The organism is Kitasatospora sp. NPDC006697 (assembly GCF_042869935.1).
GTDB lineage: Bacteria > Actinomycetota > Actinomycetes > Streptomycetales > Streptomycetaceae > Kitasatospora.
This window is the reverse complement of sequence record NZ_JBIAGU010000024.1, coordinates 128,939-142,972: the sequence shown is the minus strand read 5'-3', so window position 1 is coordinate 142,972 and position 14,034 is coordinate 128,939. Positions and strand designations below refer to the sequence as shown.

Annotated in this window: 9 protein-coding genes; 7 read left to right on the top strand and 2 right to left on the bottom strand. The window is 73.5% G+C overall.

Annotated elements, in window-relative coordinates; all coding sequences use genetic code 11:
* Positions 1-346 precede the first annotated feature (346 nt).
* The 7 genes from ACFYNO_RS28925 (at position 347) to ACFYNO_RS28895 (ending at position 12,038) form a co-directional block, all read left to right on the top strand.
* Positions 347-2,605 carry a catalase gene (locus ACFYNO_RS28925; protein WP_388018835.1) on the top strand — a complete coding sequence of 753 codons (2,259 nt, stop codon included), beginning with the start codon at positions 347-349 and terminating at the stop codon, positions 2,603-2,605.
* A 346-nt stretch (positions 2,606-2,951) separates the two neighbouring features.
* Entirely contained in the window at positions 2,952-4,736 is a 1,785-nt protein-coding gene (locus tag ACFYNO_RS28920; RefSeq protein ID WP_388018832.1) for a thiamine pyrophosphate-requiring protein, read from the top strand.
* Entirely contained in the window at positions 4,733-7,810 is a 3,078-nt protein-coding gene (locus tag ACFYNO_RS28915) for an FAD-binding and (Fe-S)-binding domain-containing protein (protein WP_388018847.1), read from the top strand. Before ACFYNO_RS28920 ends, ACFYNO_RS28915 begins: the two co-directional genes overlap by 4 nt.
* A complete protein-coding gene (locus ACFYNO_RS28910; RefSeq protein ID WP_388018829.1) occupies positions 7,807-8,007 on the top strand; it encodes a hypothetical protein in 201 nt (66 codons plus the stop codon). The genes ACFYNO_RS28915 and ACFYNO_RS28910 overlap by 4 nt, the downstream gene beginning before the upstream one ends.
* Positions 8,004-9,128 (top strand): enolase C-terminal domain-like protein, encoded by a 1,125-nt coding sequence (locus tag ACFYNO_RS28905; protein WP_388018826.1) that lies wholly within the window; start codon positions 8,004-8,006, stop codon positions 9,126-9,128. Before ACFYNO_RS28910 ends, ACFYNO_RS28905 begins: the two co-directional genes overlap by 4 nt.
* A gap of 58 nt (positions 9,129-9,186) precedes the next feature.
* On the top strand, positions 9,187-10,941 hold the full coding sequence (locus ACFYNO_RS28900; RefSeq protein WP_388018823.1) for a glycoside hydrolase family 15 protein: 1,755 nt from the start codon (positions 9,187-9,189) through the stop codon (positions 10,939-10,941).
* Between the two features lie 140 nt (positions 10,942-11,081).
* On the top strand, positions 11,082-12,038 hold the full coding sequence (locus ACFYNO_RS28895) for a TIGR03557 family F420-dependent LLM class oxidoreductase (RefSeq protein WP_388018820.1): 957 nt from the start codon (positions 11,082-11,084) through the stop codon (positions 12,036-12,038).
* A 121-nt stretch (positions 12,039-12,159) separates the two neighbouring features.
* Here ACFYNO_RS28895 and ACFYNO_RS28890 read toward each other — a convergent pair whose 3' ends face one another.
* Both ACFYNO_RS28890 and ACFYNO_RS28885 read right to left on the bottom strand, forming a co-directional pair.
* Entirely contained in the window at positions 12,160-13,332 is a 1,173-nt protein-coding gene (locus ACFYNO_RS28890) for a CopD family protein (protein WP_388018817.1), read from the bottom strand.
* 134 nt (positions 13,333-13,466) lie between these two features.
* On the bottom strand, positions 13,467-14,033 hold the full coding sequence (locus tag ACFYNO_RS28885) for a TetR family transcriptional regulator (RefSeq protein WP_388018814.1): 567 nt from the start codon (positions 14,031-14,033) through the stop codon (positions 13,467-13,469).
* Position 14,034: the final 1 nt, after the last annotated feature.

The window sequence follows — 14,034 nt, the reverse complement described above, 5'->3', positions numbered from 1 at the left end:
GGCGGGGGGGGGGGCGGCGGGGGGGGGGGGGGGGGGGGGGGGGGGGCGGCCCCCGGCCCCCCGGCGCCCCCCGGGGGGGGGGGGGGGGGGGCCGCCCCCCCCCCCCCCCCCCCCCCGCGGCGATCCGGTCTGCTGAGCCGAACGACGCAGCCGGGCGCGCGGTACCCGATGCACCGGGGCTGAATGGAACCGTGCCCGGCCACGGGGCGTACGGCATCGTCGGCCGGGCAGACGACCGGAGGCCGGGTCGGCCGCGCAGGCACCGGGAGCCGGACGCGTGGCCGTCATCATCCAGCGAGCCGTCCACCCCACAGCGGAGGAGGCGGCCGACCGATCCGGAGGATCGATGAGCAAGTCCAACCCCGTACGGAAGGTCGCGGACGCCGTGGCCGAGACCGTGACCGGTGCGAAGGATCGCCACCGTCCGGAGGTGCCGGGCGCGCCCGGTGTCGAGCCTCCGACGGTCGCCGAGCCGACCGAGCCCCGTGCGCCGCTGCCGCCCAAGCCGGACCAGGCCGGGCCGGCCGTCGTCTCGGCGACCGGCCGTGGTGGCGGCGGCCGGGACGTGCGCGCGCAGAACGGCGGGTACCTCACCTCGGCCCAGGGCGCCCGACTGCCCGATTCGGACCATTCGCTGAAGGCCGGGCCGCGCGGCCCGGTGCTGTTGCAGGACCACCACCTGCGCGAGAAGATCACCCACTTCGACCACGAGCGGATCCCGGAGCGGGTGGTGCACGCCCGCGGCGCGGCGGCCCACGGCGTCTTCCGCGGCTACGGCACCGCGGCGGGGGTCAGCAAGGCGGCGTTCCTCGCCGATGGGGTCGAGACACCGGTGTTCGTGCGGTTCTCCACCGTGCTCGGCTCACGTGGTTCGGCCGACACGGTCCGCGACACGCGGGGCTTCGCGACGAAGTTCTACACCACCGAGGGCGTCTTCGACCTGGTCGGCAACAACATCCCTGTCTTCTTCATCCAGGATGCGATCAAGTTCCCGGACGTCGTGCACGCCGCCAAGCCGCACCCGGACCGGGAGATCCCCCAGGCGCAGAGCGCCCACGACACGTTCTGGGACTTCGTGTCGCTGCACACCGAGGCCACTCACCACACCCTGTGGAACATGTCCGACCGGGGCATCCCGCGCTCCTACCGGATGATGGAGGGCTTCGGCGTCCACACCTTCCGCCTCGTCGACGCCGACGGGGCGAGCACGCTGGTGAAGTTCCACTGGAAGCCGAGGCTCGGCGTGCACTCCCTGGTGTGGGAGGAGGCGCAGCTGATCGGCGGCACGGATCCCGACTTCCACCGGCGCGACCTCGCGGACGCGATCGAGGCGGGTGCGTTCCCGCAGTGGGAGCTGGGGATCCAGACCTTCCCCGACACCCCGGAGCAGACGTTCGAGGGGATCGACCTGCTCGACCCCACGAAGTTCGTCCCCGAGGAGCTCGCCCCGGTGCGGCCGATCGGCCTGATGACGCTGACCGCCAACCCGACCGACTACTTCGCCGAGACCGAGCAGGTCGCCTTCCACCCCGGCCACCTCGTACCGGGCATCGACATCACCGACGACCCGCTGCTGTCGGGCCGTCTCTTCTCCTACCTCGACACCCAGATCACCCGCCTGGGCGGCCCGAACTTCGCCCAGATCCCCGTCAACCGCACCCACGCCCCGGTCAACGACATGCTCCGCGACGGCTTCCACCAGGACGCCGTGCACAGCGGCGTCGCCCCCTACAAACCGAACTCCCTCGACGGCGGCTGCCCGTTCTTCGCGGGCGCCGGTGAGCACGCCTTCATCGAGCACCCCGTGCCGATCGCGGCCGCCGCCAAGGTGCGCGAGGCGCCCGCCTCCTTCGCCGACCACTTCAGCCAACCCCGGATGTTCTGGGCGAGCCTGAGCCCGGTGGAGCGCGAGCACGTCATCGCCGCGTACACCTTCGAACTCTCCAAGGTCCACGAGAGCGCGATCAAGGAGCGGACCCTGGGTGTGCTGGCCGAGATCGACCCGGTGCTGTGCGCCGAGGTCGCCACCGGCCTCGGTCTGCCCGCCCCGGACGCCACGGCCACGCCGGCGGAGGTCACGCCCAGTCCCGCCCTGTCGCAGACGACCGGAACCTGGCCGGCCGAAGGGCGGCTGGTCGGCATCGTCGCGGACCAGGTGAGCGGGGCGGACCTGGTCCGGGCGGCCCGGGACGCACTGCGCGCCGCCGGCACGACGGCCCTGCTCGTCGGGCCGACCGGGGCGCCCCTGGCGGACGGCCTCACCGTGCAGCGCACCTTCGCGACGACGCGCTCCACCGAGTTCGACGCGCTGCTCGTGCTCGGCTCCCCCGCTCCGGCCGCCGACGACCGCGGTGCACGCGACGCCAAGTCCAACGGCTCCCCGCAGGTCGACTCCCGGGTCGCACTGCTCGTCAACGAGGCCTACCGGCATGCCAAGCCGATCGCCGGGCACCCGTCCGCCCGGGCCGTGTGGACCGCCGCGGGGGTCGACCCGCAGGCCCCCGGCGTCCTGACCGGCGAGGACGTGGACGAGCTGGTGGCGGGCCTGGTCGGCCTGCTCGGTGCCCACCGGGTCTGGGACCGCTTCCCGGCCGACGTCAGCTGACCCCGGGCCGAACGAGCCACCGGTCAGGGCCAGCACGTTCTCTCCGTTCGGGTCTCTCCCAGGATGCAAGGAGCGGGCTCGCTGCCCCGGGCCGCCGCCGCCCTCTGCCCGGCGGCGGCCCGGGGTGCCCTCTACCCCGGGCGGGCGACTGCCCGACCTCCCCCGGGCATGCCTGGCCGCCCTTCGGGCGGGGCTTCGCGATACTGCCGCCACGATCCATGAAGCCACCCGTTCTGTCCGGAAACCGCCGCTGACGGGGTTTCGAGCGAGCCGACGGCGGTTAGCCGAGCACCCGACGAGCGCACCGCGCGGACGACGGCGGGCACCGGACCAGGAGGAGCAGACGATGAAGGTAGCCGACTACCTGTTGCAGCGGCTGCAGGAGTGGGAGGTCGAGTACGTCTTCGCCTACCCCGGCGACGGGATCAACGGCTTGCTCGCCGCCTGGGGACGGGCCGAGGACCAGCCGCGGTTCATCCAGGCCCGGCACGAGGAGATGGCCGCCTTCGAGGCCGTCGGGTACGCCAAGTTCTCCGGCCGCACCGCCGTGTGCGCCGCCACCTCCGGCCCCGGCGCGATCCACCTGCTGAACGGCCTGTACGACGCCAAGCTCGACCACGTCCCGGTCGTGGCGATCGTCGGGCAGACCGACCGCACCGCCATGGGCGGCTCCTACCAGCAGGAGGTCGACCTCGCGTCGCTCTACAAGGACGTCGCGTCCGAGTTCTGCGAGATGGTCACCGTCCCCGAACAGCTCCCGAACGTCCTGGACCGGGCGATGCGCATCGCCGCCACCCGGCGCACGGTGACCGCGCTGATCATCCCCGCCGACGTGCAGGAGCTCGACTACGAGCCACCGGCGCACGCCTTCAAGCAGGTCCCCTCCAGCATCGGCCTTCCCCGTTACGCCCCGGTCCCGGCGGATGAGGACCTCGCCCGGGCGGCGGAGATCCTCAACGCGGGCGAGAAGGTCGCCATGCTGATCGGCCAGGGCGCCCGCGGCGCCCGCGCCGAGGTCGAGCAGGTCGCCGACCTGCTCGGCGCCGGCGTCGCCAAGGCCCTGCTCGGCAAGGACGCCCTCCCGGACACGCTCCCGTACGTGACCGGCTCGATCGGCTTGCTCGGCACCCGCCCGTCCTACGAGATGATGCGCGACTGCGACACCCTGCTCGTGGTCGGCTCCAGCTTCCCCTACAGCAACTTCCTGCCCGACTTCGGTCAGGCCCGTGCGGTGCAGATCGACCTCGATCCGTCCATGGTCGGGCTGCGCTACCCCTTCGAGGCGAACATCGTCGGCGACGCCGCCGAGACCCTGCGACGCCTGATCCCGCTGCTCCGGCCGAGGAGTGACGGCGCGTGGCGCAAGACCGTCGAGGACAACGCCGCCCGCTGGTGGGAGGTGATGCAGCGACGCGCCGAGGTCGCGGCCGACCCGATCAACCCCGAGTACGTCGTGCACGCCCTGGACGCGCTGCTGCCCGAGGACGCCATGATCGCCGCCGACTCCGGGTCCTCGGCGAACTGGTACGCCCGCCACCTGCGGATGCGCGGCACCATGCGCGGCTCCCTCTCGGGCACGCTGGCGACCATGGGGCCGGGGGTGCCGTACATGATCGGCGCGAAGTTCGCCCACCCCGACCGCCCCGCGATCGCGATCGTCGGCGACGGCGCGATGCAGATGAACGGCCTCGCCGAGCTGATCACCGCAGCCAAGTACTACCGCGAGTGGACCGACCCCCGCCTGGTGGTCGCGGTGCTGAACAACCAGGACCTCAACCAGGTGACCTGGGAAATGCGCGCGATGCAGGGCGCGCCGCAGTTCGAGCCCTCGCAGAGCCTCCCGGACGTCCCGTACTCCGACATCGCCCGCTCGTTCGGCCTGGACGGAGTGCGGGTCGAGCGCTCGGAGGACGTGGGGCCGGCGTGGAACCGGGCGCTGGCCGCGGACCGGCCGTTCGTCATCGACTTCCGTACCGACCCGGCGGTGCCGCCGATCCCGCCGCACGCCACCTGGGACCAGATCAAGGCCGCCGCCGCGGCGGTGCTGCACGGCGACAGCGACCGCGGTTCGGTGGTCAGGCAGGGCGTCAAGGCGAAGATCCAGGAGTTCCTGCCCGGCGGCGGGAGCTGACCGTGGCCGGCAAGGACACGGGCGAGGGCCTCGACCTGGCGGCGCTGGAGCGCGCGCTGCGGGACGAGGTCGACGGGGAGGTGCGCTTCGACGCGGGCAGCCGCGGGGCGTACGCGACCGACGGATCCAACTACCGGCAGGTCCCTCTCGCCGTGGTGGTGCCGCGGACCGTGGAGGCGGGGGCGGCGGCGGTCGCGGTGTGCTCGCGGTTCGCCGCGCCGGTGCTCTCCAGGGGCGGGGGCACCAGCCTGGGCGGGCAGTGCACCAACACCGCGGTGGTCATCGACTGGACGAAGTACTGCAACCGCCTCGTCTCGGTCGATCCGCAGAAGCGGACGTGCGTGGTGGAGCCGGGTATCGTGCTGGACGAGCTGAACCGTCAGCTCGCCGAGCACAAACTGATGTTCGGGCCGAAGCCGTCCACCCACACGCACTGCGCGCTGGGCGGGATGATCGGGAACAACAGCTGCGGCGCCTCCGCCCAGGCCTACGGCAAGACCGTCGACAACACGGTGCGCCTGGAGGTCCTCACCTACGAGGGCGCCCGCTTCTGGGCCGGCCCCACCGGCGACGACGAGTACGCACGGATCGTGGCGGACGGCGGGCCGCGGGCGCGCCTGTACCAGGGGCTGAGGGACATCACCGGCCGGCACCTGGCCGAGATCCGGCGCGGCTACCCGAAGATCCCGCGCCGGGTCTCCGGCTACAACCTGGACTCCCTGCTCCCGGAGAACGGCTTCGACCTCGCCAAAGCCCTGGTCGGCAGCGAAGGCACCCTCGTCACCGTCCTGCACGCCGAGCTGCGGCTGGTCGAGGTCCCCGCCGCGGAGGCACTGCTGGTGCTCGGCTTCGACGACATCTACCAGGCGGCCGACGCCGTCCCCGACCTGCTCAAGCACAGCCGGCCCGCCCAACTGGAGGCCATCGACGGCCGCATGGCACGCCTGATGCGCGAGGAGCACGCCTATCTCGACTCCCTGGAGCAACTGCCCGAGGGCGACAGCTGGCTCCTGTTGCAGTTCACCGCGGACACCAAGGCGCAGGCCGACGCGCAGGCGTACGAGCTGCTGCGTTCCATCGGCCGCGAGGAGGGCGACGCGTCGGTGGCGCTCTCCGACGATCCGCCGCGCGAGCAGGAGATGCTCAAGGCCCGCGAGGCTGGGCTCGGGGTGACCGCCCGGCCGCCGGACGGCTCGGAGACCTGGGAGGGCTGGGAGGACTCGGCCGTCGCACCGGAGAGCCTCGGGGCGTACCTGCGCGATCTGGAGCGGCTCCTCGACCGGTACGGCTATCAGCAAGCCTCGCTGTACGGGCACTTCGGGCAAGGCTGCGTGCACACGCGGATCCCGTTCGAGCTGCGCGAGGGCAAGGGCGTCGAAGCCTTCCGGGCGTTCCTGCTGGACGCGGCCGACCTGGTCGCCTCCTACGGCGGCTCCCTGTCCGGCGAGCACGGCGACGGGCAGGCCCGCGGCGAGCTCCTGCCGCGCATGTTCGGCCGGCCACTGGTCGACGCCATGGGCGAGGTGAAGGCGCTGTTCGACCCGGGGAACCGGATGAACCCCGGCAAGGTCGTCCACCCGCACCGGGTCGACGAGAACCTGCGCCTGGGCGCCGGCTGGCGCCCCGGACCCCACCGTGACACGCACTTCGCCTACGCCGACGATGACCACGACTTCGGGCAGGCCGTCATGCGGTGCGTGGGCGTCGGCAACTGCCGCACCCACCAGGGCGGGGTCATGTGCCCCTCCTACCGGGCCACGTTGGAGGAGGAGCACTCGACCCGGGGCCGGGCCCGGCTGCTGTTCGAGATGCTCGGCGGCCACCAGGACAGCCCGGTCACCGACGGGTGGCGCTCCACCGAGGTGCGTGATGCCCTCGACCTGTGCCTGGCCTGCAAAGGCTGCAAGTCCGACTGCCCGGTCGGGGTGGACATGGCCACCTACAAGGCCGAGTTCCTCGCCCACCACTACCAGGGGCGGCTGCGCCCGGCCGCCCACTACGCGATGGGCTGGCTCCCGCTCTGGGCCCAGCTCGCCCGCCTGGCTCCCGGGCTGGCCAACGCCGTCCTGCACGCCCCCGGCCTCGGCCGGCTCGGCAAGCAGTTGGCGGGGATCGACCCGCGCCGTGACGCGCCGCTGTTCGCCGCCGCCACCTTCCAGGACGGCTGGCACCGGAGCGGACGCGAGGAGCCCGACCCGCACGACCCGCTGACCGTGGTGCTGTGGCCGGACAGCTTCACCAACCACTTCCACCCCCACATCGCGCAGGCCGCGGTGAAGGTCCTTCAGGACGCCGGCTTTCGCGTTGCCGTCCCCCGGGGCCCCGTGTGCTGCGGCCTGACCTGGATCTCCACCGGCCAGCTCGCCACCGCCAAGCGCGTCCTGCAGCGCACCACCCGGGTGCTGCGGCCGTGGCTGGAGGCCGGCACCCCGATCATCGTTCTGGAGCCCTCCTGCGCGGCGGTGTTCCGCACGGACGCCCCGGACCTGCTCGCCGGCGACCAGGACATCGTCCGCCTCGCCGCCCAGGTGCGCACCTTCGCCGAGCAGCTGGTCAACCACGCCGCCGACTGGCAGCCCCCCAAGGTGGGCCGGGCGGCGACGGTGCAGACGCACTGCCACCAGCACGCCGTTCTCGGGGCCGATCCGGACCGCGCGCTGATGGACCGCGCCGGCCTGGATGCGGACGTGCTGGACGAGGGCTGCTGCGGCCTGGCCGGCAACTTCGGCTTCGAACAGGGCCACTACGAGCTGTCCCAGGCGATCGCCGAGCAGGGCGTGCTGGGCGCCGTGCGCGAGACCGCACCGAGCGCCTTCGTGCTGGCGGACGGGTTCAGCTGCCGCACCCAGATCGAGCAGTCCGACACCGGCCGCCGGGCCGTGCACCTGGCGGAAGCCCTCGCGATGGCGCTCGACGGCCCGGCGCCCGCCGACCACCCCGAGAAGGCCGTCGCCCGCCCGGGACCCCACCCCGCAGCCGGACGACTCCTGGCCGCGGCAGCCGCGGGCGCCTTGACGGGCCTGGCCGCCGGGGCCGCGCTGATCGCCCGCCGCCGCCTGAGGAGGACGCCGTGAGATCACCCGCCGCCCTTCGGCACTCGCTGCACGAACGCCTGCACCGCGAGGCCCGCGCCTACGCCGGCGACGCCGACCGCCCGCTCGCCGGCCACGCCACGCGCCTGGCCACCGCGACACTGTCCGCGCCGGCCGCCGCCGACTTCCTGCAGTTCGCCCGAGCGGCCCTCCAGCGCGCGGCCGGCGAGGCCTCATGACCGCCCGGGCGACGCCGACCGTCGACGGCCTTCGGGTGTGGGTCCTCGACTTTCCCACCGACACGCCGGAGGCCGACGGCACCGCCACCTGGACGAGCACCACCATGGTCCTCGTCCGGGCCGGCTCCGGCAGCACCGCCGGGTACGGCTGGACCTACGGCGCCGCGGCCTGCGCGGACGTGATCACCGACCTGCTCGCCGAGCACGCCGTCGGCGGCAGCGCCTTCGACGTGCCCGCCGCGAACGAGGCGATGCACCGGGCGCTGCGCAACGCCGGGCGTCCCGGTGCCGGCGGCTACGCGCTGTCCGCCGTCGACATCGCCCTGTGGGACCTGAAGGCCCGCCTGCTCGACCTGCCGCTCACCGACCTCCTCGGCCGCGCCCGGGACAGCGTGCCGGTCTACGGAAGCGGCGGCTTCACCACCTACGACGACCATCCGCTCGAAGCGCAGCTGCGGAGCTGGGTGGAGCAGCAGGCGATTCCCCGCGTCAAGATCAAGATCGGTGAGGGGTGGGGCACCCGCGAAGCGCGGGACCTGGCCCGGGTCCGGAAGGCACGGCAGGTCATCGGGCCGGACGCGGAGCTGTACGTGGACGCGAACGGCGCCTACACCGCCAAGCAGGCCGTCCGCCTCGCCCGTCGGTTCGAGGAGCTGGACGTGCGCTGGTTCGAGGAACCGGTCTCCTCCGACGACCTCGGCGGCCTCGCCCGGGTCCGGGACGCCGTCACGGTGGAGGTCGCGGCCGGCGAGTACGGCTTCACCCTGCCCTACTTCGCCGCCATGGCCCCGCACGTGGACTGCCTGCAAGCCGATGCCACCCGCTGCGGCGGCATCACCGTCTGGCTGCGCGCGGCCGCCCTCGCCCAGGCCCACGGCCTGGAGGTGTCCGGGCACTGCGCCCCGCACGCCCACGCCCACGCCGCCGCTGCGGTTCCGAACCTGCGGCACCTGGAGTGGTTCCACGACCACGTCCGCATCGAGACCCTCCTCTTCGACGCCACCCTCGACCCGGCCGGCGGCGAGCTGCACCCCGGCCACGACGGCGCCCCGGGCCTGGGACTGACCCCACGCCAGGACGTCCTCGAACGCCACACCCGCACCACCGGCACCGCCCCGTAGCCACCGTGCCTGCCGGCCGGACACCGCCCACGCCCCCACCCGCCGGAGGAGAACCCGAGTGCCGAAGAGCGCCACCGCGCCGGCCCCGCACGCGCTGCGCGACTACGCCCTGCTCGCCGACGGCCACCGCGGCGCCCTGGTGGGCCCGCGCGGCGACATCGTCTGGATGTGCGCACCCCGATGGGACAGCGACGCCGTCTTCGCCGCCCTCATCGGCGGACCCGGCTGGTACACCGTCACCCCCACCGGCACCTCCGTGTGGGGTGGCTACTACGAGGACGGCACCCTGATCTGGCGTAGCCGCTGGGTCACCACCGGCGGGATCGTGGAGTGCCGCGAAGCCCTCGCCCACCCCGGTGACCCCCACCGGGCCGTCCTGCTGCGCCGGCTCGTCGCCGTGGACGGCCCCGCCGAGGTCAGGGTGACCCTCCAGGTGGCCGCAGGATTCGGCGAGCACCGGCTGCGGAGGGTCCGACGCACCGACGACGGGCACTGGACGGCGCGCGCGGCGGACCTGCACCTGCGGCTGACCGGGCTGGCGGACTCGGACCCGGACGGCTCCGGCGCCCTGACCGCCCGGCTGCGACTGGAGGCCGGCCAGCGGCACGACCTCGTCCTGGAGATCTCCGACCAGCCGCTGGACGGGCCGCAGGAGCCGGGACTGCTGTGGCGGGCCACCGAGGCGGCCTGGAAGGCGGACGTACCCGACATGGGTGCGGTGCTGGGCCGGCGCGATGCCCGACACGCCTACGCGGTGCTGCGCGGCATGACCGGCCCCGGCGGCGGAACGGTGGCCGCGGCCACCACGAGCCTGCCCGAGCGAGCGGAGCAGGGCCGCAACTACGACTACCGGTACGTGTGGATCCGCGACCAGGCCTACATCGGCCAGGCCGCGGCCGCCGCCGGAGCCGATGCCCTGCTGGACGGCTCGGTGGGCTTCGTCACCGCCCGCCTCCTCGAGGACGGCCCGCACCTCGCCCCGGCCTACACGGCCGACGGCTGCCCGCTCCCCGATCCGCGCACCCTGGATCTGCCCGGCTACCCGGGAGGGTTCGACGTCGTCGGCAACCGGGTCAACCGCCAGTTCCAGCTCGACGGCTTCGGCGAGGGCCTCCTGCTGCTCGCCGCGGCGGCCCGGCGGGGCCGACTCGATGCCGACGGCTGGCGCGCCGCGAAGGCCGCCGCCGAGGCGATCGCCGCGCGTCACGGTGAGAAGGACGCCGGGATCTGGGAACTCCACCCCGACCGCTGGACGCACAGCCGGCTGACCTGCGCTGCCGGGCTGCGCGCCCTCGCCGGCGCCCACCCCGCGTCCGGCCGCGGACTCGCCGCCGGCTGGGAGGCGCTCGCCGACCGGATCGTCGCCGAGGCCGACCAGGACTGCCTGCACCCCAGCGGACGGTGGCAGCGTTCCCCGTCCGATCCGGGCGTGGACGCCGCCCTGCTCCTGCCCGCCCTGCGCGGCGCCATCCCGGCAGGCGACCCGCGCACCCGCGCCACCCTGGACGCCGTGCTGGCCGACCTCGGCGAGGACCACTACTGCTACCGCTTCCGCCACGACCAGCGGCCCCTTCAGGACGCGGAGGGCGCGTTCCTGCTCTGCGGGTTCCTGGTCGCCCTTGCCCACCACCAGCAGGGCGACGAGCGGGAGGCGCTGCGCTGGTTCGAACGCAACCGGGCCGCCTGCGGGCCGCCGGGGCTGTACGCGGAGGAGTTCGACGTCGCCCAGCGCCAGCTGCGCGGCAACCTGCCCCAGGCCTTCGTCCACGCCCTGATGCTGGAGACGGCCCATCGCCTCGCGGACGGCTGCTGACCCGCGGCGGCCTTGGCGGGCGTCGGCCTCGGCGGCGTCGGGCTTGGCGAATGCGGGCAGCGGCGTGGTGTCCCGAGGCGGCGGCCGGGTAGCCGCACCCGAGGAGCCCGCACCGAGGACGAGCAAAGGAGCGCGAGACGATGACCGAGTACGGCTACTTCCTCTCCTGCGAGGAGTTCACCCCCGCCGAGCTGCTGGACCAGGCGAGGCGCGCCGAGCAGGCGGGCTTCACCCGCCTGGCGATCTCCGATCACTTCCACCCGTGGAACGACGCCCAGGGCAACAGCCCGTTCGTCTGGTCGATGATCGGCGCCCTCTCCCGAACCGTCGACCTGCCCGTCACCACCCTGGTCACCTGCCCCACCGTGCGCCTGCACCCGGCCGTCACGGCACAGGCCGCCGCCACCTCCTCCGTGCTGCTCGACGGCCGGTTCACCCTCGGAGTCGGGACCGGCGAGGCGCTGAACGAGCACATCCACGGGGACCCCTGGCCCTCTTTCGCGGACCGCGCCGCCATGCTCGAAGAGGCGATCGAGGTCATGCGCGAACTGTTCACCGGCCGCCTGGTCAGCCACCGCGGCCGGCACTACACCGTCGACAACGCCCGCCTCTACACCGCCCCGACTGACGCGCTGCCCATCTACGTGTCCGGGTTCGGCCCGAACGCGGCCGAGCTCGCCGGACGGATCGGGGACGGCTTCGTCACCATGACCCCCGACACCGACCTCGTCTCGGCCTTCCGCGAGGGCGGCGGCGCCGGCAAGCCGGTGATCGGCGGGGTCAAGGTGTGCTGGAACCCGGACCGGGACAAGGCCGTCGACACCGTTCACCGGCTGTGGCCGACCGAACTGCTGCCCGGCGAGCTCGCCCAGATCCTGCCCACCCCGGCCCACTTCGAGCAGGCCAGCCAGCTCGTCACCCGCCAGATGGTCTCCGACGCCGTCACCTGCGGCGCCGACGCGGACGAGCACGCGCAGACCGTACGCGCCTACGCCGAGGCCGGCTTCGACGAGGTCTACGTCGGCCAGATCGGGCCGGACCAGGAGGCGTTCTTCGACGCCTACCGGCAGCACGTCCTGCCTGCCCTGCGCGGTTGACCGCGACGGCGGGCGGGGTATCCAACGGGTCCTGGTCGGCGTGGTGGCAGCTGAGCACGACAGCCTGTAGCCCTCGATGAACTGATGGTCGACCGAAGACGCCTACTACCCCACCGCCGGTTCAGGACACGACGACGGGCTGCCGTCGGGCCAGGGCGTCGGACGCCTTGGCCGTGGCGATGAGCGAGACGGCCAGTGCGAGGGCGAGGGCGGCGCCGGCCGCGAAGACGCTGGCCGAGGATGCGGCCTGCGCGCTGTGCGCCTCGCTGCGGGCGGAACCGGTGAGGAAGGGCACGACCCCCAGGACGCCGAGGCCGAGGGCGACCTCGGCCCAGACGACCTTCGGGAAGTGGCGCAGTGTCAGGTGCAGGAGGGAGGAGGTGTCGTCGGCCCGGCGGGCCTGCGCGATCCGGGGCATCAGCCAGAACTGGTTGACGGCGCCCGCCGCGACCAGGCCGAGGACCAGCAGCAGCTTCAGCAGCAGGGCGAGGCCGTAGCCGGTGGTCCAGAGCTGGTCTATCGCGCCGACGTGGCGCCAGCCCAGCCAGATCCCCGACAGGACCACGGCGCCGACGCAGACCATCGCGACGAGGCTGAAGCGGCGCCACAGGTCGGCCCAGAGCAGTCCGGCGGTGGTGGCGCCCAGTCGGCCCCGGGTGCCGGCCAGGGCGAGCAGGACGGCCAGGCCGCCGAGCCAGACCGTGCCGCTGACGATGTGGACCTGATCGAACGCCAGGTCCAGCACGCTGTCCGTGTTCTTCGGCTTGGCGGCCGGGACCGCGGCGATCAGCGTGGTGGCGAGGGCGAGCGGCAGTGCGGTCAGCGCGAGCGCGTCCAGTCGCCGCCGGGCGGCGGGTGCGAAGAGGGCCGCCAGGATGACGGCGGTCAGTATCAGGAGGACGTTCTGAACGGCGTAGATGGTGCCCTGCGCGATCCAGGCGCCCTTGGCGGCGGGTGCGCGCAGGAAGTGCCAGATCCGGTCCGGTGCGAGTGCGTCCGAGAACGGCATGCCCTTGCCGGCCCGGGCGACCCGGCCGGCGAGCTGGAGGTATCCGGTGACCAGCAGCACCACGCCGGACCAGGCGAGGTAGCGCGCCATCCGCCGGTGCAGCACCGCGGCATCCCCGTCCGCGCCCGCCGGGGCGCGGAGGGCCGGCCGGACGGTGGTCGCGTAGGTGACGGTTGCGCCGATGGCTGCGCTCAGGCCGATGAAGTACCCGGACTTGGTGAGGATCCGCCAGAGCGGAGGCGTGGTGTATCCGGCCGTGGACGCGGCCAGCAGAGCGCTGTTCATAAGGTAAGGCTAACCTAAGAAACGTCCTTGGCCATTCCCCGACGGCCGGGTCGGCATCACCCGATGGGTCATCAGTACACGGACGATTAAGGCAGCGAGCGCCCACGACTCGCGGCCCTGCGCCGCCGAGGAAGTCAGCCGGCGGCCGTCAGGCTCCGCAACTGGGCGAACGACTGGCGGATGGCCTCGTGCAGGTCGAGCCCGTCGGCGGCATCGGCCCATCGCTGGAAGGCGACCCGGTACACCGCGGAGCCGGCCTCGGCGGCCAGGCCCGCTTCGACCTCCTCGATGCCACGCCGGCGGAGCCCGTCGGCGACGACGGCCGACAGGTCCGCGAGTTTGATCAGCTCACGCTCCCGGAGGCCGGGGTTCGCCATGATCACCGCATGCCGCTTCCGCGCGAACTCGCGGTCGTGTCCGATGACGTCGACCACCGCGTCGAGCGCGGCGGCGACGAGGTCCAGCGTCGACGCCGTGGCGGGCGCCGCCTCCAGCGCGGCCACCGACCGCTGCTCCAACTCGGCCGAGGCCTCGAAAAGGACCTCGCGCTTGTCGGCGAAGTGGCGGAAGAAGGTGCGGGCGGTCACTCCGGCCCGTTCGGCGATGTCGGCCACCATGGTCTGCTCGAAGCCGCGTTCCAGATACAGGTCCAGCGCGGCTTCACGCAGTCGGCCACCGGCCCCAGGCTCCCATCGTCCCATG

Excerpts from the sequence above, each read along its gene's own strand:
- ACFYNO_RS28885 (WP_388018814.1), bottom strand. The coding sequence starts at position 14,033 with ATGGGACGATGGGAGCCTGGGGCCGGTGGCCGACTGCGTGAAGCCGCG.
- ACFYNO_RS28920 (WP_388018832.1), top strand. The coding sequence starts at position 2,952 with ATGAAGGTAGCCGACTACCTGTTGCAGCGGCTGCAGGAGTGGGAGGTC.
- ACFYNO_RS28925 (WP_388018835.1), top strand. The coding sequence starts at position 347 with ATGAGCAAGTCCAACCCCGTACGGAAGGTCGCGGACGCCGTGGCCGAG.
- ACFYNO_RS28895 (WP_388018820.1), top strand. The coding sequence starts at position 11,082 with ATGACCGAGTACGGCTACTTCCTCTCCTGCGAGGAGTTCACCCCCGCC.
- ACFYNO_RS28905 (WP_388018826.1), top strand. The coding sequence starts at position 8,004 with ATGACCGCCCGGGCGACGCCGACCGTCGACGGCCTTCGGGTGTGGGTC.
- ACFYNO_RS28890 (WP_388018817.1), bottom strand. The coding sequence starts at position 13,332 with ATGAACAGCGCTCTGCTGGCCGCGTCCACGGCCGGATACACCACGCCT.